The organism is Pedobacter sp. ASV12 (genome assembly GCF_016429155.1).
Classification (GTDB): Bacteria; Bacteroidota; Bacteroidia; order Sphingobacteriales; family Sphingobacteriaceae; genus Pedobacter.
This window is the reverse complement of sequence record NZ_JAELUC010000073.1, coordinates 1-22,409: the sequence shown is the minus strand read 5'-3', so window position 1 is coordinate 22,409 and position 22,409 is coordinate 1. Positions and strand designations below refer to the sequence as shown.

The 22,409-nt window shown below is 44.8% G+C and carries 25 protein-coding genes, 1 tRNA gene and 1 pseudogene; 15 read left to right on the top strand and 12 right to left on the bottom strand.

Features of this window, described 5'->3' with window-relative positions:
• Positions 1–91 precede the first annotated feature (91 nt).
• Positions 92–1,282, top strand: a pseudogene (locus tag JHD69_RS15380) (MATE family efflux transporter); the annotation flags it as partial.
• Between the two features lie 93 nt (positions 1,283–1,375).
• On the opposite strand, the gene JHD69_RS15375 reads toward JHD69_RS15380, so the two are convergent.
• On the bottom strand, positions 1,376–2,359 hold the full coding sequence (locus tag JHD69_RS15375) for a D-alanine--D-alanine ligase (protein ID WP_199141228.1): 984 nt from the start codon (positions 2,357–2,359) through the stop codon (positions 1,376–1,378).
• 262 nt (positions 2,360–2,621) lie between these two features.
• Here JHD69_RS15375 and JHD69_RS15370 point away from each other — a divergent pair, with 262 nt between their 5' ends.
• The 5 genes from JHD69_RS15370 (at position 2,622) to JHD69_RS15350 (ending at position 6,458) form a co-directional block, all read left to right on the top strand.
• A complete protein-coding gene (locus tag JHD69_RS15370; RefSeq protein ID WP_199141227.1) occupies positions 2,622–3,395 on the top strand; it encodes a PASTA domain-containing protein in 774 nt (257 codons plus the stop codon).
• 5 nt (positions 3,396–3,400) lie between these two features.
• Positions 3,401–4,456, top strand: a complete 1,056-nt coding sequence (gene mltG, locus JHD69_RS15365; protein ID WP_199141226.1) for an endolytic transglycosylase MltG — start codon at positions 3,401–3,403, stop codon at positions 4,454–4,456.
• On the top strand, positions 4,456–4,866 hold the full coding sequence (locus JHD69_RS15360; RefSeq protein WP_199141225.1) for an acyl-CoA thioesterase: 411 nt from the start codon (positions 4,456–4,458) through the stop codon (positions 4,864–4,866). Before mltG ends, JHD69_RS15360 begins: the two co-directional genes overlap by 1 nt.
• 3 nt (positions 4,867–4,869) lie before the next feature.
• Complete coding sequence (locus tag JHD69_RS15355; RefSeq protein WP_199141224.1) at positions 4,870–5,862, top strand: YihY/virulence factor BrkB family protein; 993 nt, start codon at positions 4,870–4,872, stop codon at positions 5,860–5,862.
• A gap of 206 nt (positions 5,863–6,068) precedes the next feature.
• Positions 6,069–6,458: a hypothetical protein gene (locus JHD69_RS15350; RefSeq protein WP_199141223.1), complete on the top strand. Its 390-nt coding sequence runs from the start codon at positions 6,069–6,071 to the stop codon at positions 6,456–6,458.
• Here the strand turns inward: JHD69_RS15350 and JHD69_RS15345 are convergent.
• Entirely contained in the window at positions 6,422–6,817 is a 396-nt protein-coding gene (locus JHD69_RS15345; protein ID WP_199141222.1) for a response regulator, read from the bottom strand. The two genes, JHD69_RS15350 and JHD69_RS15345, sit on opposite strands and share 37 nt — an antisense overlap.
• Entirely contained in the window at positions 6,810–8,363 is a 1,554-nt protein-coding gene (locus JHD69_RS15340) for a PAS domain-containing sensor histidine kinase (protein WP_233165948.1), read from the bottom strand. The genes JHD69_RS15345 and JHD69_RS15340 overlap by 8 nt, the downstream gene beginning before the upstream one ends.
• A 293-nt stretch (positions 8,364–8,656) precedes the next feature.
• On the opposite strand from JHD69_RS15340, the gene JHD69_RS15335 reads away from it, so the two are divergent.
• A tRNA-Ser gene (locus tag JHD69_RS15335) sits at positions 8,657–8,741 on the top strand.
• A 220-nt stretch (positions 8,742–8,961) separates the two neighbouring features.
• On the opposite strand, the gene JHD69_RS15330 is transcribed toward JHD69_RS15335, so the two are convergent.
• From JHD69_RS15330 to JHD69_RS15310, 5 genes are all read right to left on the bottom strand, one after another.
• Positions 8,962–9,777 carry a helix-turn-helix domain-containing protein gene (locus JHD69_RS15330; RefSeq protein ID WP_199141221.1) on the bottom strand — a complete coding sequence of 272 codons (816 nt, stop codon included), beginning with the start codon at positions 9,775–9,777 and terminating at the stop codon, positions 8,962–8,964.
• A 55-nt stretch (positions 9,778–9,832) separates the two neighbouring features.
• On the bottom strand, positions 9,833–10,561 hold the full coding sequence (locus JHD69_RS15325) for an SDR family oxidoreductase (protein ID WP_199141220.1): 729 nt from the start codon (positions 10,559–10,561) through the stop codon (positions 9,833–9,835).
• Between the two features lie 12 nt (positions 10,562–10,573).
• Positions 10,574–11,569, bottom strand: a complete 996-nt coding sequence (locus JHD69_RS15320; RefSeq protein WP_199141219.1) for an SDR family NAD(P)-dependent oxidoreductase — start codon at positions 11,567–11,569, stop codon at positions 10,574–10,576.
• A 179-nt stretch (positions 11,570–11,748) separates the two neighbouring features.
• Positions 11,749–12,759, bottom strand: a complete 1,011-nt coding sequence (locus JHD69_RS15315; RefSeq protein ID WP_199141218.1) for a sensor histidine kinase — start codon at positions 12,757–12,759, stop codon at positions 11,749–11,751.
• Positions 12,756–13,103, bottom strand: coding sequence for a hypothetical protein (locus JHD69_RS15310; protein ID WP_199141217.1), 348 nt, complete (start codon positions 13,101–13,103; stop codon positions 12,756–12,758). Before JHD69_RS15310 ends, JHD69_RS15315 begins: the two co-directional genes overlap by 4 nt.
• A 164-nt stretch (positions 13,104–13,267) precedes the next feature.
• Between JHD69_RS15310 and JHD69_RS15305 the strand changes: the two genes are divergently transcribed.
• The 8 genes from JHD69_RS15305 to pgl all read left to right on the top strand — a co-directional run bounded on the left by JHD69_RS15305 (position 13,268) and on the right by pgl (position 20,627).
• Complete coding sequence (locus JHD69_RS15305; protein WP_199141216.1) at positions 13,268–13,774, top strand: anthrone oxygenase family protein; 507 nt, start codon at positions 13,268–13,270, stop codon at positions 13,772–13,774.
• 16 nt (positions 13,775–13,790) lie between these two features.
• Positions 13,791–14,099, top strand: a complete 309-nt coding sequence (locus tag JHD69_RS15300; RefSeq protein ID WP_199141215.1) for a hypothetical protein — start codon at positions 13,791–13,793, stop codon at positions 14,097–14,099.
• A gap of 34 nt (positions 14,100–14,133) precedes the next feature.
• Complete coding sequence (locus tag JHD69_RS15295) at positions 14,134–15,318, top strand: DUF1624 domain-containing protein (protein ID WP_199141214.1); 1,185 nt, start codon at positions 14,134–14,136, stop codon at positions 15,316–15,318.
• Between the two features lie 140 nt (positions 15,319–15,458).
• Positions 15,459–16,217 (top strand): ROK family protein, encoded by a 759-nt coding sequence (locus JHD69_RS15290; RefSeq protein ID WP_199141213.1) that lies wholly within the window; start codon positions 15,459–15,461, stop codon positions 16,215–16,217.
• A 6-nt stretch (positions 16,218–16,223) separates the two neighbouring features.
• Complete coding sequence (locus JHD69_RS15285) at positions 16,224–16,841, top strand: HAD family hydrolase (protein WP_199141212.1); 618 nt, start codon at positions 16,224–16,226, stop codon at positions 16,839–16,841.
• On the top strand, positions 16,834–18,258 hold the full coding sequence (gene gndA / locus JHD69_RS15280) for an NADP-dependent phosphogluconate dehydrogenase (protein WP_199141211.1): 1,425 nt from the start codon (positions 16,834–16,836) through the stop codon (positions 18,256–18,258). Before JHD69_RS15285 ends, gndA begins: the two co-directional genes overlap by 8 nt.
• A gap of 81 nt (positions 18,259–18,339) precedes the next feature.
• Complete coding sequence (gene zwf / locus JHD69_RS15275) at positions 18,340–19,854, top strand: glucose-6-phosphate dehydrogenase (RefSeq protein WP_199141210.1); 1,515 nt, start codon at positions 18,340–18,342, stop codon at positions 19,852–19,854.
• 53 nt (positions 19,855–19,907) lie between these two features.
• Positions 19,908–20,627: a 6-phosphogluconolactonase gene (gene pgl, locus JHD69_RS15270; RefSeq protein WP_199141209.1), complete on the top strand. Its 720-nt coding sequence runs from the start codon at positions 19,908–19,910 to the stop codon at positions 20,625–20,627.
• A gap of 57 nt (positions 20,628–20,684) precedes the next feature.
• On the opposite strand, the gene JHD69_RS15265 is transcribed toward pgl, so the two are convergent.
• From JHD69_RS15265 to JHD69_RS15250, 4 genes are read right to left on the bottom strand one after another with little or no spacing between them, the layout of a single operon-like run.
• Positions 20,685–20,978 carry a SemiSWEET family transporter gene (locus JHD69_RS15265; RefSeq protein WP_199141208.1) on the bottom strand — a complete coding sequence of 98 codons (294 nt, stop codon included), beginning with the start codon at positions 20,976–20,978 and terminating at the stop codon, positions 20,685–20,687.
• A complete protein-coding gene (locus JHD69_RS15260) occupies positions 20,975–21,487 on the bottom strand; it encodes a GNAT family N-acetyltransferase (protein ID WP_199141207.1) in 513 nt (170 codons plus the stop codon). The genes JHD69_RS15265 and JHD69_RS15260 overlap by 4 nt, the downstream gene beginning before the upstream one ends.
• Before the next feature lie 11 nt (positions 21,488–21,498).
• A complete protein-coding gene (locus JHD69_RS15255; protein ID WP_199141206.1) occupies positions 21,499–21,918 on the bottom strand; it encodes a MaoC/PaaZ C-terminal domain-containing protein in 420 nt (139 codons plus the stop codon).
• A 2-nt stretch (positions 21,919–21,920) separates the two neighbouring features.
• The gene (locus JHD69_RS15250; protein ID WP_199141205.1) at positions 21,921–22,241 is read right to left on the bottom strand and encodes a hypothetical protein; all 321 of its coding nucleotides are present in this window, start codon (positions 22,239–22,241) and stop codon (positions 21,921–21,923) included.
• Positions 22,242–22,409: the final 168 nt, after the last annotated feature.

The window sequence follows — 22,409 nt, the reverse complement described above, 5'->3', positions numbered from 1 at the left end:
CCCCCCCCCCCCCCCCCCCCCCCCCCCCCCCCCCCCCCCCCCCCCCCCCCCCCCTTTTCACAGATGTGTATAAGAGACAGCGGTAGGCTTAACCGAGTCGGTATTGACCATTATTTATTCTTTGGCCATAGGCATGAGCATGGCCGCTACTGCAGTAGTGGCTAGGCGCATCGGCGAGAAAAATCCGGCCGCAGCCGCCAAAGCCGGTATGCAAACTATCATTATTGCCATGCTGGTCAATGTAATCATCAGCGTGTTGGGCTTCATCTTTGCCAAAGAAATCCTATTGCTCATGGGGGCCAGCGATGCGACTGCCCAACAAGGGATAACTTTTGTTCGCATTATGATGGGCAGCAGCACCGTTATCATGCTCCTGTTTCTAATTAATGGCATTTTTAGAGGTGCAGGCAATGCTTCTATCGCCATGCAGAGCTTAATGATTGCCAACGCGGCCAATATTTTGCTTTGTCCGCTTCTGATCAGGGGCTGGGGACCAATTCCCGCATTTGGCTTAACCGGCGCCGCCATGGCTACTGCAATTGGGCGTGGTTTGGGCGTAGCCTATCAGGTATTCAGGTTGGCACGCGGTAGCAGCGCCTTAAAAGTAAAATTGGCCTACTTTACTCCCGATTGGGAACAGATTCGCGCCATCATTAAAGTTGCGGCGCCAGGTATCTTACAATTCGTCATTGCCTCTTGCAGCTGGATCTTCCTGGCCGAATTGGTAGCAACAACTGGTGGCGACCATGGTTCGGCGGGCTATCAAACCGCGCTAAGGCTCATGATGTTCTTCATGCTGCCAGCCTGGGGACTAAGCAACGCAGCCGCCACTTTGGTTGGACAAAACATGGGTGCCGGGCATTTAGACCGTGCGGAGCGCTCGGTATTTGTAACCATGAAATATATTGTTGTTTTTATGGGCTTAGTTATGGTGCTTTTCTTGACCTGCGGATCGATCTTCGCTTCATTTTTTACAATAGATGAGCAGGTTAAACGCGTTACTACAGAAGCCTTAAGAATTTTAAGCTATGGTTTTGTTTTATATGGCGTAGGCATGGTGCTGACCAGTGCATTTAACGGTGCAGGCGATACCTGGACACCAACCAAAATCAATGTGGTAGCTTTTTGGCTGTTCCAGATTCCTTTTGCCTTCTTTTTGGCAAAATACCTCGAAATGGGCCCAACAGGCGTATTTATTGCCATCCCAGTAGCCGAAGTAGGCATCACCATAGCCGCCTTTATCTTGTTTAAGCGTGGCAAATGGAAGAAAACGATGGTTTAGGAGGCCGGAAATTTGATTAGGCATTTGGCGTAAAGCGATTCATTCGCTAAAAAAGGCCTGGAAAATTTCCAGGCCTTTTCGCTTAAATCAGTTTTAAACCGTCTCTTCGATAATTTGGGTGTAGAAATCTTTCAATTGCATGCCCATGGCCGCTACTTGTTGCGGAATAAAGCTGGTAGCGGTTTGTCCCGGGATGGTATTGATTTCGATGAAGTAAAAATTACCCGTTTGGTGCTCCAAGAAATAGTCGATACGAACTACGCCTCTACAGTTTAACCGCTCGTAAACCGATGCCACCACTTCTTCTACCCTGCTTTGCTCTTCTTCGGTCATTCGGCCCGGCGTAATTTCTTCGGTGGCGCCTGGCGTATATTTGGCTTCAAAATCGAAAAACTCGTTGGCCGGAATAACCTCGGTAGCAGGCAGTACGGTTATTTTCCCTTTGGCTCGAAAAACACCTACCGAAAATTCCCTGCCTTCCACAAATTCTTCAATCAGGATCTGGTTGTCTTCTTTAAATGCCTTCACCAAGGCCTCTTCCAGATCATCGGCATGTTTTACCTTGCTCATGCCAATGCTGCTACCGCCATTGTTGGGCTTTACAAAATAGGGCAGCTTAAGCTGTTTTTTGATATCGTCTAGGCTATAATCGCCATCTTTAAAAATCTGTACAGATTTAGCCACGTGCAAATGCCTGATGCCGTTTACAATAGCCTTGGTATAGCCTTTGTTCATGGTAATGGCCGAAGTAAGGGCATTGCAGGTGGTATAAGGCAAACCAATCATGTCGAAATAACCCTGCAGCTTGCCGTCCTCGCCCGGCGAACCGTGAATGGCGATAAAAACCCCATCAAATTTTATTTTCCTGCCATTCAGAGTCAGCGAGAAATCGTTCTTGTCGACTTCAATTTTTACGGAATCGGCAGGCTCGTAGAACCACCCGTTTTCGGAAAGCATTATTTTATAGACCTCATATTTTTGAGGGTCTAGGTTTTGCGCTATGGTTGCGGCGCTTTTCACAGATACCACCCATTCGCCGGTTGTACCTCCTGTTAATAATGCGATCGTTTTTTTCATCAGTTTATCATTTGTATTTCAATGGCCATGGAGCAGCCCTTATTTCTTATCTTATTTTCCGAAACAGGCAAAATCATGACAAATTCATGCCAAATTGAAAATTAGGCTTGGAATTTGCTCCAAAAATATAAAACAGTTTAGTAATGGAACAATTAATTTTACGGATTGTCCGTTCACTTTAGGCTGTTTCGATTTTAATTGAGATAAAATATTTTTTTAAGCTAAATTTGGGCATTATACATTCCATCACTTAACAACATAAATGGGCAATTTTACTGCGTACCTTAAAACAAGATCTTTTAGGAATAATTTATTGGGTGCCATTGGTACCGTTGTCGGCCTGTTGCTGATCGCTTTTTTTAGTCTGCGTTTCTACACCAAGCATGGTGAAGGCTTGAACGTGCCGGAGGTTAAGGGGCTTACCGTCGCACAGGCGGTTAGCAAACTGGAAGAACTAGGCCTGCGCTACGAGCTCGATTCGGTGTACATGATGGACAAACCTCCAGGCATTGTAACCGATCAAGACCCTGATGCCAACACTTTTGTAAAGGCCAACAGAACCATTTACCTGACCATTAATACTTCGCAGGCTCCGAATGTGAAATTTCCTGATATAGAAGCCAAATCGTTGAGAGAGGCCCAGGCCATTTTAGAAAGCTATCGCTTAAAACTGGGCGACACCACCTACAAACCAGACGTTGCCAGAGACGTAGTGCTCGGCGCCTTATTTGGGGGCCAGCCAATAAAGGCAGGAGAAATACTGCCTACCGGGTCGAGGGTAAGCCTGATCCTTGGCGACGGCCGGGGCAATGAAGACATCGAGCTGCCCAACCTGAACGGACTTACCATAGACGAAGCGCGCTTCTCGCTCAAAGGTCTCATGTTAAGCCTCGGAACAATTACCTACGAAGGTGCCATTACCGATACCGCAAATGCAGTGATCGTGAGCCAGTATCCGGCGGTGGCCGATACCCTAACCAAAGTAAAAATCGGCACGCCAATCAATATCATCCTATCTAACAAACCTAAACAATAAGCCTAATGAGCACCGAAAATAAAAAACCAGTGAAAAAGAACACCAAAATTGTACTAGGCATTGCCCTAGTTGTATTGCTTATTGCCGGATTTTATGGCATCAAACTGTATTCTACCTATTTTGCACCAAACGTAAGCGGCAAAACGGCCTATGTTTTTGTGAGAACCGGTAGTTCTTTCGACCAATTGCTCAAAGAACTGGAAGAAAAAGAAGCGTTGAACAACATCGGCTCATTTAAAACCGCAGCCGAAAAGATGAATTTGGCCAACAACCTGAAACCGGGCCGCTATGCCGTAAAAGAAGGCATGAATAACCGTACGTTGATCAACAAAATCAAAGCGGGCAATCAAGATGCCGTGAAACTAAAATTCCAGAACATCAGGAAAAAAGAAAACTTCGCGGCCTACCTGGCCAAAAACATGGAGTCCGACTCCCTGGCTTTCATCAAGGTTATCGATTCGGCCGATCTGATCGCAAAATACGGTTTCAATAGCGATAACATCTACACCATGTTCATTCCCAATACTTACGAGCTATATTGGAATATCAGTCCGATGGATTTCTTTGAAAAAATGCAAAAGGAATATGTCAAATTTTGGAACGACGAGCGCAAGCGCAAAGCAGCAGCCCTCAACCTCAACCCCATTCAGGTTACTATTTTGGCCTCTATTGTAGATTCTGAAGCCCTTTACGACAAAGAAATGCCTACAATTGCCGGTTTATACCTCAACCGCTTAAACCGTGGCATTTTGTTGCAGGCAGACCCTACGGTAATTTTTGCCAACGACGATTTTACGGTAAAAAGAGTAACCAATGCACTATTGGCGGTAAATTCGAAATACAATACCTACAAATATGCCGGTCTGCCCCCTGGGCCCATCACCATGCCTAGCATTAAGGCTATTGACGCGGTTTTGAACCCAGAAAAGAACAACTACATCTACATGTGTGCCAAAGAGGATTTTTCTGGCTACCACAATTTTGCCGAAACGCAGGCACAGCATGAAATCAATGCCAAGAAATACAGAGAGGCTTTAAACAAACGTAATATCTTCAAATAATGTTCGTATACGAGAGCAAAGTAAGGGTCCGTTACGCCGAAACCGACCAAATGGGCGTAGTCCATCATGGCAATTATGCCCAATATTATGAGCTAGCCAGAACCGAATGTTTTGAGGCCTGTTCGGGCATGAGCTACGAATCGATGGAAGCTGACGGCGTTATGTTGCCAATTTCAGAGATGCATTCTAAATTTATCAAGCCGGCACTGTACAACCAGGTGCTTACCATCAAATCTATTGTAAAGACATTGCCAACGGTGAAGCTAGAGGTAGAATACGAGATTTATAACGAAGCCAACGAGCTGATCAATACGGGCAGTACCTTGTTGGTTTTTGTGAACAAGCAAACGCGCAGGCCCTGCCCGCCACCCGAAAGCTTCATGAAAAACGTAAGGCCATATTTTACCTAGCCCATGAACTGGATACACAGACAATTGTTAAAACTGCGGTTCTATTCTTTATTTATCGAGTGGACCAAAGTCTGTGTATTGCCTGGTTTTAGCCCCTTGCCTATCTACACCGTGGCTACTTTCTTTTTTAGGGAAATTGGCAAAGACACTTTGGTGAACAAGGCTTCATCGTTGGCCTATAATTTTTTGCTGGCCATCTTCCCGGCCATTATCTTCCTGTTTACGCTCATTCCCTACATCCCGAAGCGAATTGGCTTTCAGGGACAATTGATGGCGCTCATTGCCCTGGTTTTGCCCGAAAATGCCTTTTTGGCTTTCGAAAACACACTGAATGAAATCGTAAATATCCAAAACGGTCGCTTGTTGTCTATCGGTTTTGTACTATCGCTCTTTTTTGCCACCAATGGCGTACATAATTTGATGAAAGCCTTTAACAAGTCGTCGCTTATTGTAGAGACCCGCAGCTGGCTTAAACGCCGGTTGGTTGCGGTGCTTTTGACTGTGATTATCGCTTTCTCCGTAATTGTTTGCATCATCGCGATGGCACTTGGAGAAATCTTGCTGACCTATTTAAAAAACGAGCTCCATTACAAGGGCAACCTCACTGCTTACGCCATACAGCTCACGCAGTGGACTTTACTGGGAACGTTGTATTTCTTGACGGTCTCGATTCTGTACCGTTATGGTCCGGCACACGCTAAAAAATGGAAATTCTTTAGTGCAGGCTCTTGGCTGGCCACCATACTCGCTTTTCTTACCATTTGGGGATTTTCCTTCTACATCAATAATTTTAGCGCCTACAACAAGATATACGGCTCTATCGGCACTTTAATTGTGGTGATGATCTGGCTTTACCTGAATTCGTTGATCCTGCTGATTGGCTTTGAGCTCAATGCCAGTGTAGACCTTTCTAAGCGGAGCGTAAAGATTATCAGGCCGAATTTCAACCTGTTTAAGAAAAACATGCCTGTTGAAGAGAAGCTGGAGAAGTCCTAAAACCAGTTTCAGTTAAAATTGGAGAGGTAGGCAGTTTGCAATTAAACAGCTGAGCAATTGAACCATTTATCAGCTCACGACTAATCAGCCAATGAACTGATGAACCATTGCCGTTCTTCACGAACAAAGAGCGTGCAAACTTATGGCTTTACCCTTTAGGAATTACGGCCTTTGCCGTTGAAGATAAATTTGCCTTAAATAAACCAATGAAACTCAAACAACATCTTTTCCTGGCGCTTATCATCACCATTTTGCTGACCATTGCGCTTGTGGCCGGTCCTGGTGCCTCAAGTGGCTATGGAGGCTTATTCTTTTTGATGATCAGTCCCCTCGTATGGGTTGCCTTTTTGTTGTGGGGCTTTATCCTTCAATCGATTATAGCCAAAAAGAAATGGTTGCACAATGTTGTTTCCTATGCTGTACTCACCTTGCTCGCCATTGCAATTGTTATCGTTGCCATACTTACTTTGTCTAGCGACCCCGATATCCAATCTATTGGCTATGCCGAGGTCTTTCTAGACCAACAAATCATGCTTTTCCTGCTCCTTACCGCTTTAGGCTACGGATTTTTATTTTCGATCTTTAAAAAATTGTAGTTAAGGTATTTTTCAATTTTATGAAGCAGCTCGTCGATATCAAATGGCTTGGCCACAAAATCCGTCGCTCCGGCATCCAATGCAATTTCCTTTCCATCGCGACTGGCCGATATCACAATTACGGGCAGCTGTTTCGTGTTTTCATCGGCGCGCAAGGTTTTAAGCACCTGATCTCCAGAAAGAACCGGCATCCACAAATCGAGCAGGATGAGGTCTGGCAAATCCTCCTTTAAAATCGACTTGATATTAAGGCTATTGGTTTCGGTGATGATTTCATGGCCTGTTTCTTCCAAAACCAGCTCAAGCATATCGGTGATGCCTTCATCATCATCGCAAATCAAGATTTTTTTCCTATCCATTATTCACCTCCCTGCTAATCGGTAAGGTAAAACTGAACGTCGACCCCTTGCCCTTTTCACTCTCCACCCATATGGTACCATCATGGTTTTTCACAATTTGCTCACAGATGTAAAGTCCTATACCCATACCTGGAAAGCGCTTTTGGATGTCGCCACCCCTAAAAAACCTTTCAAATACACTCTGCTGGTCTTCGGCGCTGATGCCCAAGCCGTAGTCGGTTACAGATACTTTCACATAATCGCTCACTTTAGACACATAGACCAAAACTTCTGACGAATTAGGCGCATATTTGATGGCGTTGGAGATCAGGTTATTGATCACCTGAATAATGTGTCCCTCGTCGCCTAAAACTTCGGTTCCTGCAGTTCCCTTGATCTTGATTTGGTGCGACCCCGTGGAAGCCTGTAGATTTTCAACCGCCTCCCTTACCATTTTGTCGAAATCGAAAAGCTCGTTATGCAATTCAATATTGCCCGATTGGATCCGCGATACATCCAACAGATCGGTGATCAAGCTATTGAGCCGGTCTACATAAAGCGCTACCTTTTGCAGGGTTTGGCTATATTTTTCGCTGGCGTTGGCCGGTTTCATGCGTTCTAAGGCCTGTACAAAACCCTTGATGGTGGTGAGTGGCGTTTTAAGTTCGTGGCTGGCGATAGATAGAAAATCGTCTTTTCTCCTTTCGATCTCCCTTCTCTCGGTAATATCTTCAATGGCCAGCAAAATCTGGTCTTTATATTGGCCTTCCAATTCAATACGGTAGGCATTGAGCAACATCAATTTTTTACCGATATGGGGAAAATCGTGCGCTACCTCAAAATCGATTACAGGATTGTTGGTAGGCAAAATCCTAATCAGCAATTCTTTTAAACGCTCTATGTTCCACTGTCCGTTACCGAGGTCGTAAAGCATTTTGCCTATGGTTTCTTGAGCACTTACCTTAAACGTACGCAAAAAGTGATCGTTGGCGCTGATGACTTTGAAATTGCGATCGAGTACCAGCAGGCCTTCGCGCACGGTTTGGATGATACTGGTTAGGAAGGCCTCGCTGTCTCGCAGTTCCGAAGTGCGTTCGGCAATCTTCCTTTCCATGCTGTCTTTTTGGTCCTGCAGGTCGAGTTCAATTTTCTTCCTGGCCGTAATATCGTTCTGAATACCTATGAAGTGGGTTATTGCACCGTTCTCGTCGGTTACGGGCGACATGTAAAGCTCATTCCAAAACAGATTTCCGTTTTTATGGTAATTGCGTATTTCTATCGTGCACTCTTTACCTTCCTTCACGGCCTCGGCAATTACGGCCCTGGCCGGTTGGGCGCGATCTTGCTGCTGCAAAAACCTGCAGTTGTGACCTATAATCTCCGACCTAGTGTAGCCGCTGATCTTTTCAAAAGCGGCATTGCAGAAAATAATAGGGTTATCCGGTTGCGTATTGTCGGTAATGATAATTCCAGATGTAGACGAATTGAGCGCTTTGGTCAGCAGCTCGAAATCCTGCCTCAGTGTTTCCTTGCTAAGGGAGAATCCATGGTTGTTAGGTGATTTCAAAAGGTATCGAATATTAATTTATACTAATTTTTTCTAGGTGTATAAACTGGTATTATAACTATTTTGTTTGCTTTGTATCATAGATATCTACGATTCATCGGCGGATTTAGATGCCTAACAGATTTTTTTTATTTTTTTTAACCGGCATTTTTTTTAGTAGCAACAAGGATTTGTTAAGCCCAGGTTAAAAAAATCTTAAAATTTTCTGCTTCATTTATAGGCGCTTAGCCATACAACACAAAAAAGATTACATCGGAGTTTGTAGAATTAATTAGAGTTTGTACTTTTGCGCCGGAGAGTTGGCAGAGTGGTCGATTGCGGCAGTCTTGAAAACTGTTGACTGTAACAGGTCCGGGGGTTCGAATCCCTCACTCTCCGCCGAGAGGGTCTTTATCAAAAGGCCCTCTTTTTTTTGCCAAAAAATATTCCCTATCCGCCTTCAGCAAATTGCATAAAATCAGGCTTTTTTCTTCAAAATAAATCGGACAATATACAAGCTGGCATCCATTTGATGACGATTGGATCGAAATATTTCGCGCCAATCTTATTGTCGCATCGAAAAAAGATTAACTTTATTTCACCTTAATTCTTGCGATATTCAGTCCAAGACCGGCCTCAATTGCGTGGGTGCTATCCCATATTTCTTTTTAAAGGCAAATGAAAAATGCGACAGGTCTTCAAATCCAACTTCCAGGTAAACATCCTTCGCTTTTTTCTTTCTTTCTGCCAAGTGATAATAGGCCAATTCGAGTCTTTTATCAATCATCCACTTTTGTGGCGTTGTCCTATAATGCTTTTTAAAATCGCGGTTAAAGGTAGAAAGGCTCCTACCGGTTAGGTAACCCAATTTTTCTAAAGGCAGGTTAAACATGAAGTTCTTCTCCATAAAACCTATCAGATCAACCTTGCCGGGCTCGTTAAAATTAGCCAGTACGTTATCAACGCTCCGATCAATAGACCGGAGAATTGAAATAGCCTCGGTAATCTTCAGCGAGGCTATTTCTTCCGGAAATTCGCCCCTCACATCAAAATAAGGGACAAGCGAGGCCATGCAGCTCTGCAACAAGGGATGATTGCTGAACCGGTATAAACGCTGCTCTGGAATAATATTTTGGGAGAACTCTACCTTCTCATAAAAATGCTTCAAGCGCTCGGCAGACAAGTGCATGACCACGGTTTGATGGGGCAAGCCTCCTTTTGGATAATTGATAATCGTGGCCAATAGGTTGCGTGGGATCAAGAAAATGTCGCCAGTTTGAAAATGATAGGTTTTGTCGGCCTGGATAATCTTGGTCTCGCCAGAAATGAACCATACCAGCATGTGGTCATCAAACATCAGGTCGGACTTGAAAAGCTTGTCTTCATAACTGGATAGCTTGATTTCTTTGGTGAGGTATTTCGAGATGTGTTCCATACTGGTATTTCTGTAAATATAAAAAAGATTTATGGCGCTTGCTAGGCTAAAGGCCTCAGGCGCTTTGTCCGCCATCGATCAAAAATTCTGATCCTGTTATAAAGGCAGCATCCTGGCTGGCTATGTAGCAAATCAGTTTGGCTACTTCGTTGGCCGTGCCGAACCGTTGCAAAGGAATTGAATTTAGCATGAGCTGTTCACGCTTATTGTCAAGCCCCATCTTCTGCATAATTTCGGTACTTACCGGACCTGGACTTACGGCGTTGACCCTGATTTTTCGATCTGCAAGCTCTAGTGCCGCAATTTTCATCAAGGTATTCAGCGCCGATTTGCTTGCCGCATACACCGAGGCGGTTCTTGGCGAAATGTGTGCCGAACTGGAAGACAGCAGAATGACCGAAGCATGATGGTTGAGCAAGGGAATAAAGCTGCTCAGCGTAAAGAAAGCGCCTTTAAAATTTACATTCATCACCTCGTCAAACAATTCTTCCGAGGTCGACTCGATCAGCGCAGTTTTGGTAATTCCGGCATTGACCAACACGATGTCCAGCTTTCCAAATTGATGCCCTACCTTTTCGGCCAAGCTTTTAATCGCGGCCACATCAGACTGGTCGGCCACCATGGCAATGGCATTCAGTTCAAGTGCGGCTTTTTCAACGGCTTCCTTTCGTCGGCCGGTTATAATTACGGTTGCGCGTTCGGCAATAAGCTCTTTTGCTGTTGCATAACCTATGCCGCTGTTACCTCCGGTTATCAGGGCTATTTTTCCTTCAAATTTTTTCATGATGCGACGATGTTAAAATTCAAAATATACCCCTGTAAGTTCTTCGCTTAACCGCCAAAGCTTCTTGGCGCGATGTTCGTCGAGCGAGTAGGCTTTAACGCCCGAGGCCTCGACAGAATCTCCTGTGGCCAATTTTGCCACTTCTACATCTTCGCAATAAACGCCACCTATTTCATCGAGTAGCGCGCTTGTGGCACACCAAACGGTTGTTGCCGCGCCTTGTGGTATGGTTTTGAGCTGTGCTGCTACCTCTGGCTTCATGTTACCGTTAGCATCCAGATAGCCCAGCTGCTGAAACTGTTCCAACGAAGCTTCTCTGGCCAGCTCGGTGCCACCGATCGAGCCTGGATGAACCGCATAGGCCCTTACCTTAAATTCTTTGGCCAGCTGGTCGAGCTCAAGCGAAAAAAGGTTGGTTGCTGTTTTCGATTGTCCGTAAGCCTGTAGGGTTTCGTACGCGTGATGCAGAAAATTCGGATCTTCAAAATTGAAATCGCCAAACTGGTGGCCAAGCGAAGAAAGATTGATTACCCTGGCTCCATTGGCTTTTTTTAGTGCCGGAAACAATCTCGCTGTAAGGTGATAATGGCCCAGGTAATTGGTAGCCAGTTGCGATTCAATGCCACGTGCATCCCTGCGCAAGGGCACCCACATGATGCCTGCATTGTTGATAAGTAGGTGTAGGGGCTTTGCCGAGGCAATGAATTGGTCAGCAAATGCGTCGATAGAATCAGGAACCATAAAGTCCATCTCCGCGATGGTTACATCCTTAATTCCGGCTAGATTCTGTCTCGCTTTTTCAATGTCTCTTGCCAGCACAACAACTGATGCCCCAGCCTCGGCAAGCCTTTTTGTAGTTTCCAGGCCGATGCCGGTATGACCTCCTGTTACGATTGCGGTTTTACCTGAAAGATTTAGGCCTTGCATCACTTCTGCTGCAGTTGATTTGGCGTTAAATCCAGAACCTACCGGTTGCTGCAACGCTCCTTGATAATTACTTTGTCTCATTTTTTTATGATTTAATGTTGTAAGACAAAATTACCTTGGAATTGGCAAGTATGTTTTGTTGTAAATGTCAATTTACTTTGCTGAAAATGTCATACCATTAAGAAGCATGGCCTTTAAAAAGCTACTACCACCCTATTGGCAACTAGCCATTCAGCATCTGACAGGCTAATTTTAGGCCCTTAATCTTGCAAATTAAACTGAAGGAAGAAAGTAGTACCCACACCCTCCATGCTCTTAAAGTCGATATGGCCGCCCAATTGCTCAACGAGTTCTTTGGTAATAAACAAGCCCAGGCCGGTTGAATTTTCGCCACAGGTGCCTAAGCGGTTGGCCAACGTAAATTTCTGAAAAATAAAAGGTTGGATAACCAATGGAATGCCTACGCCGGTATCGGCAATGGCAATGGTGTATTGTTTAGCCTCGATTGCCAAAGATAGGGCAATTTCTCCTCCCTCCGAGGTAAACTTCAAGGCATTGGATAGCAGGTTATGGATAACACGTGCCAATTTTCTGCGGTCGGTTAGCACCCAATAAGGCTCCTGAGCAATATGGTTCACCAATTTGATTTCCTTTAGGCTTGCATTGCCTTTTATTTCGGCGAAACAATCGGTTAAAAAGTTGCTAAGCTCTATTTTATCTTTGCTTGCCGTACCATTGTTATTGCGTTCGGCAAGCAGGATGTTGTTCAAGATTTCTGTAGCATGATCGCAAGCCTGTTGCGAGTAGGCCAGCAAGGCCTTGTTCTCATCCTTCCGAATATTTTGCCCGAGAAGCTCGTGCAGGCCGCTGATATTGGAAATCGGGTTTTTAAGATCGTGAACGATTTGCTGAACCGCAGCCTGCTGCATTTCTATCGACTGTACAAAATAATCGAGGATATCGTTTTTATGGATAATGCCAATCAATTTACCGCCATCGTAAACAGGCAGCGCCTCTACCCGGCATTTCTTCATCAGATCGATTACCTCGGCCAAGGGCTGATCGATATCGATTTTTGGTTTTTCCGACAAACAATCGATAACCAGGTTATATTGTTTGGCGGCCAAATCTTCAGTCGACAACAAACCCAGGGGCACATTGTCTTCCATTACAATTACCGCACCGCTTTCCTGAACCATTTTTTTGGCCGTTACCGTTCCATCGTAGGCACCAACGGTTTTAAATTCTCTTCTAAATAGCTGACTGATCATGTTCGATGTTCTAATTCAATATTATTGAGAGCGATGTTTATTCGGCAATCGACCCTAATCAATTCTTCTTTTGACACAAAGGGGAATACTTTTTCTTGAAGCAGGGCAACTAAGCGGTCGATAGGAAGTTTCCGTAGGATTTTTTTGTTAACAAAAATGGCCTCTACGTTGTCTTCGTCTATCAGAATAGTTTCAAAACCGTTGGGAATAAGCAACTCGAAAGATCTTGAAAGGCCTATTCGCCCCTGCGCCCCATCCCGGCCCAAAATCAGGATGTCTTGAAACGGAGGCAATTTGATTTCCTCAAAGCTTAGGCTAACTGTATATTTAACGCCATCTTTCATAAAATTTATTTATTTTGGTTTTCCCATGCCGGTTTCGCAAATATATCCCTAAATAGGTTCACCAAATCAAATGTAAAAATTATGAACATCCACCGGTTCCGAAACCGGTTTTGGAAAAGGTACATCTTGTAGCCGCGCATTAAATTCGCTAAGTTTGACAAAGCATGAAAGGAACAAGCATGAGCATCTTAATTTTAGCCTTGACCACCATTGCCTGCGGTTTGATTGCGGGTTTGTTTTACAGCTATTCCTGCTCGGTAAATCCGGGTTTAAAGGCCTTGAACGATTTCGGCTATTTATCGGCCATGCAGGCTATTAACCGCGCCATCCTCAATCCGGCATTCTTTTGCAGTTTTATTGGCACATTGATACTGTTGCCTTTAAGTACCTATTTCAGCTATACACCAGCACCATCCCTAAGATTTTGGCTTTTACTCAGCGCCAGCTTGCTGTATATCATCGCCGTTTTTGGCGTAACTGCCTTGGGCAACGTACCCTTAAACGATGCCTTAGCCAAATTTGACCTTGGTACTGCTACGCCCGAACAACTGGCCAAGCAAAGAGCCCTGTTCGAAACCAGCTGGAATGCCTGGCATGCCCTGCGTACCTGGGCATCGATAGCCTGCTTTTCCCTAACGGCTATAGCCTGCATTTTTAACCAAAGCAAATGATTGCCTATATTTGGACATGATTTACGCCAATAAAAAGGTAGCCGTAAAAACCAATATTGCGCAACAAACCGCGCAAATTATAGCCAATGTAAAGGAGTTGGAAGCCAAAAACCTGATCAACATTGTAAACAACGAGGTGTGGCTTTATCCTCAAATCTGGAAAGACAAGGCCTCTGCACTCAATTGGATCAAATGCCTTTATCTATATTGCTGCCTCAAAAAGAAAATCAAGGACGGTCAACCGCTTTATTTCAAGCACATCGAAACCAACGAACTGATAGGCAGCATGGTCAGCAAAAAACCTAAGGTTTTAATTTTTAGCTAAATAGCCTATCTTAGTTGATAAATGCCACGCGCTCATGACTGCAGACAGTAAACGTATCCTTTCTATCGATATTTTAAGAGGGCTGGTAATGGTGATCATGGCCTTGGACCATACACGTGATTTCTTTCACAATGGAGGCATCACTACCGATCCGATGAATCCGGAAAACACCCATATTTTCCTTTTCTTTACCCGCTGGATTACCCATTTCTGTGCCCCAACTTTCGTTTTTCTTTCGGGGGTTTCGGCCTATTTGTCTGCAAAAAACAAAAGCCCCAAAGAAGCCAGTTCCTTTCTCATCAAGCGGGGCCTATGGCTTATTGTGGTAGAAGTACTTGTCATTACTTTAGGCTTGACTTTTAATCCTTTTTACAATTTCATTATCCTGCAGGTTATTTGGGCCATTGGCTGGAGCATGATTTTGTTGGGCATTTGCAGCCGGATTTCGCATCGATTAGTACTGATCGTTGGCTTGTTGCTTTTCTTTGGCCTTAATCTATTCAATTATATAGCTGCACCCGACATCCATACTTTAGGGGGTGGCCTATTTGCAGCCTTTTTCACTACAAGCGCCATGTTTGTGCCCGTCGGCAGCAACCATACTTTAGTCATACTGTATGCCGTGTTGCCTTGGACGAGCGCCATGTTTCTTGGTTTTTCGATTGGACAATGGTACAATGCCCAATTTGATGCACAACGGAGAAAACGCCTCTTGTTTTATACGGGATTGGGACTTTTTGCATTGTTTCTCTTTCTTCGCTACTTCAATTTATATGGCAACCCAGCGCCACGGATAATCTACAGCAACGCATTGCAAACCATTTTCTCTTTCTTTAACGTAAGCAAGTACCCGCCTTCCTTACAATATTACGGCATGACGCTTGGCCCTGCTTTAATGTTGCTATCAGGCATAGAAAACGCCAAAAATTGGTTTGCTCGAATAATGACCGTATATGGCAGCGTACCATTTTTCTATTATGTTTTGCATTTTTATGTGATTCATTTTTTGGTAGTTATAGTTTTCTTCGCAAGTGGCTATGTCGCAAAGGATATCGTTACGCCACAAATACCATTTTTGTTCAGGCCGCTCGATTTTGGTTTTGGCCTGCCAATCGTTTACTTCATTTGGCTTAATATAGTGGCATTTCTTTATCGGCCATGTGTTTGGTTCAAAAAATACAAGGCTAACCACAAACAGTGGTGGCTACGCTATCTTTAATCCACAATTGTTCATTTTTGTTAATAATTAACCCCAACTTATTACACAAATATTATCGTATAGCTAACTTAATGGTTGTATTTTTGTTTGTTTGATACCAATAACGGTTTTTGATCAAAACATATCAAACAGCAGCGCTTATGCCTCAACAAAACAAAGTACCTCAAGGCAATATTTTATCTATCGATATCGGTGGCACCAACATCAAGGCTTGTATCCTTAGTCAACAGGGCAAATTGCTAACCGATTTTAAAAAGACCCCTACTCCAAAAAAATCTACGCCACAGGCCGTTTTAGAGGCTATCGAAAGCCTGACCAAAGACTTGTCTGATTTTGGCAAGATATCCATCGGTTTTCCGGGCTATGTAAAATGTGGCGTAGTACAAACGGCACCAAACTTGGCGCCAGACCAATGGAACAAGGTAGACCTGGCCCAAAAGGTAAGCAACCTGTTTGGCAAGCCCGTCCGCCTCATTAACGATGCCGACCAGCAGGGATTGGGCATTGTAAGTGGCAAAGGCTTCGAAATCGTATTTACCCTGGGCACCGGCTTTGGCACTTCTTTGCTCTTTGATGGCGAACTACTGCCCCATTTGGAGCTTTCGCATCTGCCGGTTACCAAAAAAGAAGACTATGACGACTATATTGGCGACCGCGGATTTGAAAAAGTTGGCAAGAAAAAATGGAACAAGCGTTTGCAAAACATCATTGCTACCTATAAAACCGTATTTAACTACGATATGCTGTATATAGGCGGAGGCAATTCCAACGAAATCAACTTCAAGCTAGACGACAACATTAAACTGGTTTCTAACAAGGATGGCATTAAAGGTGGCGCCAAATTGTGGCAGGCCAAAGAAAAATACCATGTTCATACTACTTATCCCGATAAAAAATAAACACTGATGAAAGACATTAAGCTGCTCTTCTTGGATATTGGGGGCGTGCTGTTAAGCGATGGCTGGAACCACCAAGCCAGAATGGAAGCGGTAGACCGGTTCGGGCTAGACCCCATCCCTTTCGAAAAAGACCATTCGGTGGCTTTTCCGCTTTTCGAAAACGGAAAATTAAACCTTGAGCAATATTTGGATTCGGTTGTTTTTAACAAGCCACGCTCATTCAACAAAACCGATTTCAGGGCATTTATGTTTTCCAAATCAACCTTGCTGCCCCATTTTTTGCCCTGGCTCATCGAATGGAAACAAAAAAGCCAGATCAGGGTTTTTGCGGTCAACAACGAGGGCAAGGAATTTAACGATTACCGGATAGACAAATTTGGGCTCGACCAACTTTTCGATGCCTTTATTTCTTCTTGCGAAGTGGGTTATTCTAAACCCGACCCCTGTATCTTCAAACTGGCCTTGGGCATTGCCCATGTAGAGCCCAAACACTGCCTTTATTTCGACGACAGGGCCATCCACGTGGCCATTGCCAAACAAATGGGCATTCATGCCTTTGTGCACGAAGGCTTTGAACAAAGTAAAACAATTTTAGAAAGTATAAATCAATCCACACATGAATAACGACAAAACAGCACCCTACGCTTTTGGCATGGTTGGCCTAGGCACCATGGGACGTAATTTGCTCTTGAATATGGCCGATCACGGCTTTGCGGTAACCGGATACGACAAAAGCGAAAAGATGATCCAGATCTTTGAAGAGGATGGCAAAGCCCATAACCTCAAGGGATTTTCAGACATCAAGGCATTTGTACAAAGTTTGCAAACTCCGCGAACGGTTATCCTTTTAGTGCCTGCCGGCCCTATTGTTGACAGTGTGATTTTGGAATTGGAACCACTTTTAGACAAAGGCGACATCATTATAGACAGCGGAAACTCCCATTTTACAGATACCAGCAGAAGATCGTTGGAACTGAAAGACAAAGGCCTGCACTTTTTCGGCATGGGTATTTCTGGTGGCGAAGAAGGCGCCAGATTTGGACCTAGCCTAATGCCAGGTGGCGACAAACAGGCTTATGCCGTAGTCAAGGAGATGCTGGAAGCCGTTTCGGCAAAAGTAAATGGCGATCCCTGCGTAACCTATATCGGTCCGGGTGCTTCTGGCCACTTTGTTAAAATGACCCATAACGGCATCGAGTACGCCATTATGGAGCTATTGGCCGAAACTTACGAAATCCTGAAAAACGGGTTGAACTACGATAACCAACAAATCCAAAAGGTATTCGACAATTGGAACAAAGGCCGTTTGCAATCGTTCTTGATGGAAATTACCAAAGATGTCTTTTTGTTTAAAGATGTAAAAACGGGCAACTTGCTGGTCGACGAGATCAAAGACGAAGCCAAATCAAAAGGAACCGGCAAATGGACTTCGCAGGTGGCGATGGACATTGAGGTGCCTATTCCGACCATTGATGCGGCTGTTTCGACCAGAAACCTTTCTAAGCTTAAAACACTTCGGGTAGCACTTGGCGAGGCCTTCGGCCCATCAAGCCCCATCAAAGCCGAGGGCGATTTTATTGCGCACCTGGAAGAAGCTTTCTATTTTGCCATGGTGGCTGCCTACGCACAAGGCATGCACCTGCTTACCCAGGCTTCTATCGAATACAAATATGAGCTTAACCTGGCCGAGATTGCCAAAATATGGAGAGGTGGCTGCATCATCAGGGCCGAATTTTTGGAAGACATTTACCAGGCCTACAGCAAAAACCCAGAATTGGAACATTTATATGCCGATCCGGCCATCCAAACCAGGATTAAGCAGAGTTTAAAAGGCACGCGTACCGTGATTAGCGCTGCAGTTGAAGCAGGTATTGGCATCCCGGCCTTCGCCTCGGCACTTACCTATTTCGATACCTTGAAAACCGGTCGCATGCCATCTAACCTAACCCAGGCCCAACGCGATTTTTTTGGTGCCCATACTTTTGAAAGAATTGATAGCGAAGGCATTTTCCATGCCGATTGGAACCAAAAGAACGACTAACAGACGACCGCGAAAGCACGATATATCATGAACCCTTGTGGCCGAACAGGCACACAATCGATTCATCCCAACTCAAAAACAATGAAAAAAGCAAGTAATCTAAAACCAACCATATTTATCATTTTTGGTGGTACTGGCGACTTAAACAAACGCAAGCTGGCCCCTGCCCTGTACAACTTGTACACCGAGGGGTACATGCCCGAAAAGTTCTCCATCATTGGAACCGGAAGAACTGAATTTACTGATGAGAAATATCAGCAGGAACTGCTCGACAGCATTAACGAGTTTTCGAGAAACGGCAAGGTAAAGGCCGATCAATGGGAGAAATTTGTGGTTAACATCCACTATTGCCCAATCGACATTACCTCGCAAAAAACTTTCGAAGACCTGAAAGAAAACATCGAAAAGTATAAGGGCGAATTTGGCGAAGATACCCAGGTTATCTATTACTTGGCTGTAGCGCCTAACTTCTTTCCGCTCATCGCCGAATGTCTCAAAAAATACAAGCTAACCGGCAACGAAAGCAACAGTCGCATTGTGGTAGAAAAACCATTTGGCCACGATTTGGAGAGCGCCAAAGAGCTTAACCTGCTACTGGACGGCATTTTTACCGAAAAGCAGATTTACCGTATAGACCATTACCTGGGCAAGGAAACCGTACAAAACATGATGGCTTTCCGCTTTGCCAACTCGCTGTTCGAACCGCTTTGGAACCGCAACTACATCGACCATGTGCAGATTTCGGTAACCGAGCAATTGGGCGTAGGCGACCGTGGAGGCTATTACGAAGGTTCTGGCGCTTTGAGAGACATGATCCAGAACCACTTGTTGCAGTTATTGTGCTTGGTTGGTATGGAAGCACCTATTTCTTTTGATGCCGACGAAATCAGGGATAGAAAAGTGGAGGTACTGAAAGCCATGCGTCCGTTTAGGCCTGAAGAAGTAAGCTACAATGCGGTTCGCGGCCAATATGGCAAAGGCTGGGTAGCCGGCAAGGAAGTACCAAGCTATCGCCATGAAAATGCCGTTGATCCACACTCGAATACCGAAACTTTTGCGGCCATTAAATTCCACATCGACAATTGGCGCTGGCAAGGCGTTCCTTTTTACCTCAGAACCGGAAAACGCCTGAACCAAACTTCTTCGCTCATTACCATCCAGTTTAAGGACGTACCACACCATATTTTTTCTTCTAATGTGGCCGAAATCTGGCAACAAAACCGTTTGATCATCAGTTTGCAACCCGAAATGAGCATCCGCTTGCAGGTACAGGCCAAGAGACCTGGCGTTGATATGGTGCTGAACCCTGTGGATATGGTGTTCGATTACAAAGGCACTTACGATACCGATACCCCCGAAGCCTACGAAACCTTGTTGCTTGATGCCATGGAAGGCGATCAGACCTTGTTTATGCGTGGCGATCAGGTAGAAGCCGCTTGGGAATTGGTGATGCCGATTATCAATACCTGGGAAAATAAAACTTCGTTAAACTTCCCTAATTATCCAGCTGATAGCTGGGGCCCGGAAGAAGCCGAAGCCCTGATTGCAAGAGATGGTTTTCACTGGTTTACGCTGCCCATCAAAGAAAAAGAATAATTCAACGGCATGGCAGGTCAGTTTTGGACTTGCCATGGCTAAACCAAGATCAAATGAAGCTGCATATTTACGATACCACCGCCGAGCTGTTCGAAAAGCTGTCCCATTACATCATCAAAATCGCCAATGAAGCTATTGTGGCCAAAGGCAGATTCGATTTTGTGCTAACAGGTGGCAATTCGCCAAAAACATTATATCAGGCGCTTTCAACTACTTACAAAGACCAGATAGACTGGAGCAAAGTTTATTTCTTTTTTGGCGACGAAAGAACCGTACTGCCCAACCATAAGGACTACAACGGCTTAATGGCCAAAGAAAATCTTTTCGACAACTTGCAGACGCCGGAATCGCATATTTTTTATGTAGACACCACTTTGGCACCAGCCGAAGCCGCAGGAGCGTATAAAAAAGCCCTGGATGAGCATTTTGATGGCCAGGAAATCATTTTCGACCTGATTTTGCTGGGTATGGGCGATGATGCACACACAGCATCAATCTTCCCGCATACCGATTTGGTAAAAAACACGGCCAAAACTGTAGCGGCCGTATTTGTAGAAAAACTCGATACCTATCGCGTGAGCTTTACAGCTCCAATGATCAACCAAGCCAAAAATGTGGCTTTCCTTACTTTTGGCGAAGGCAAAGCCAATGCCTTGAGCCATGTATTGGGCAAAGGCGAAAAAAACTACGACCTTTATCCTTCGCAACTCATTGTACCAGTAAATGGCCATTTAGATTGGTTTACCGACAAAGCGGCTACTAGCTTACTCTAATTGCGTTTAACTCAAAGCCAAACAAGTAATTTGTTTGGCTTTTTGATGATGCCTGTTTTAAAAATCACTCTTTCTGTTGCCGTACTTCCACATATAGAACAAAAGAATTCCGCCAACCAAAGCGCCTAAGCCTTGCGCCCAAACAATTACCCAATCATTCTTTAACAGGCCGTAGATGGTCCAAAGCACAAAAGAGACGAAAGAGGTGACGAATAATGATTTTGAAATACCGCTAGTTGATTTGGATTTTCTGATTTTTTGGATCTGTTCAGGAAAACCGATGAGTTTAATTGCATAAGACGCGATAAGCGTAAGCGCCCCAACCAACTGGATCAGTACCTCTCGTGTCATACCGGCCTTACTAAAAAAGATTTAGGAAAAATATAATCGCCCTTTTTTGGGGGTGGAATAATGCCGACCTCCATCCATCCGGTTTCTTCAGTAATCTTTCTGGCGGCCGCGTTGGTTAGCGAAACAAAGCCAATCACATATTCCAATTTGCTTTTTTCCGCTTCTTTTAACATGTGTTCGAGCAATAGTTTTCCTATGCCCTGGGTTCTGGTGTGCTTGGCAATATAGGTGCTGCTCTCGGCATAGGTATCTTGCCTAAAAGGATTGTTAGAGTACCTGATGAGCGATTGCCAGCCCAATATGTTCTGTTCGCCATCAACAGCAAGCCAATAAATAAAAATACCCTGGCGTTCTTGAAAATTGGACCTGAATTTCTGCCTGACAGCTTGTTCGTCGATGGCTTTCTTATCAAATGAATTTTCAATTCCATCGAGCCAAATGGCATAAATCGTTTCAAAATCCTCGTCGAGCGCCAACCTGATGCTGATGGTGTCTAATTTGTTGTCCATGGCTATCGTACTTACCAGTTATAGTACAGTTTATTCATTAAAACAGCCTCGCCTGTTACTTTTAGTTCGCCCGTGTACCTGTCGATAATATCATTTTGATAAACTACCCTGTTTTTTGCCGGCAACAGTTCTTTTGTTGTCATTACCGCGGTATAGCTGGTTGCCGTAAACACGGGCTTAATATATTTGGTCGATTGGCTAATTAAAATATGTGCTTCGGGATAAAGAAGCGTTCCGTAGATCTTGGAAAAGACACTGATGGAAAAATAACCATGCACGATACAGCGGCCGAAATCGGTTTGCGCAGCATATTGCGCAGTTACATGGATGGGATTGCTATCGCCAGACAGCGCAGCATAAGCCAATACCTGATCGTCGGCAAACATGAAATCGTGCCTAAAAACATCCCCTATTCTTGGCGCCTTCCTCATCTTTAATTCATCCTGAATGCCCCACTGTCCATTTGAGCAGCTCTTTGCAAAAGTTGTTGCCTGGTCTGCTCCAATGCCTTTATTTCATTAGGAGGCAACTTAGACCTGCAATTTTTCAACGTAATTTCTATAAGTTTTGCTTTGGCCCTTTCGCAACTGGCCTGACTTGTATTGACCATGGTTTGATTTTTACACTTGGCATATTCCTGTGTTGCTTTCCACTCGGCTTCCGATTGTTTGCTGCAATCGGCATTGGGCGCCGCATGGCCGCCATTGGCAGCAGATGGACCGTTTGAAATAGCACTTGCAACCGGACTTTGCATTGCCTGTCTCTTATACACATCTCCGAGCCCACGAGACAGTACTCATGATCGCGTATGCCGTCTTCTGCTTGAAAATGGGGGGGGGGGGGGGGGGGGGGGGGGGGGGGGGGGGGGGGGGGGGGGGGGGGGGGGGGGGGGGGGGGGGGGGGGGGGGGGGGGGGGGGGGGG